Origin of the sequence: Thiohalocapsa halophila, from assembly GCF_016583825.1 — a bacterium.
In the GTDB taxonomy this organism is placed as follows: domain Bacteria; phylum Pseudomonadota; class Gammaproteobacteria; order Chromatiales; family Chromatiaceae; genus Thiohalocapsa; species Thiohalocapsa halophila.
Window position 1 is genome coordinate 1 of sequence record NZ_NRRV01000291.1, and the last position, 522, is coordinate 522.

The window sequence follows — 522 nt, forward strand, 5'->3', positions numbered from 1 at the left end:
CGAGCAAGTAGATGCTGACCATTATCAACAGCAGCAACGACTGCGAGACCGAGACCAGAATCACCGCTCCCTGGACGACCACGCCCGCGTCTTCCGACAAGGCCGCATAGCCACCGACCTCACCATGCGCCTCGATAAAGCGCAGATCGCTGCGCCGGACCTTGTCGGCCAGTCGCACCCGCAGCCGGTGCAGCGCCCCATTGATGGCCGCCACCGAACGGGTGCGTGCATAGTGTTGCGTCAGCAGGTAAACAGCAAAGGCGATGAAGTATAGCGACAGCAGCTGGGTATCCACCGTCCCGAGCACGGCATGCTCGGCCGCGCTGTTGACCAACCCCAACATGGCGACATTCATGGCGCCGGAGATCCCCGCCATGATCAAGATGGTTGCGCGCGGCGCCTGGCCCTCAGTTGCCAGGAAATGCAGGATGCTCAAGGCTGCCGGCGTCCCTCGGCGCAATACAAGGCCAACTCGGCGAGTTGGCCATGGCGCATCTCGAATAGCCTATCGGCAGTATGGAA

General features: G+C 62.1%; 1 protein-coding gene. It reads right to left on the reverse strand.

Features of this window, described 5'->3' with window-relative positions; genetic code table 11:
- Positions 1–436: hypothetical protein (locus CKO31_RS26455; RefSeq protein WP_200244018.1), on the reverse strand; the 436-nt coding region annotated here is incomplete at its 3' end.
- Positions 437–522 lie beyond the last annotated feature (86 nt).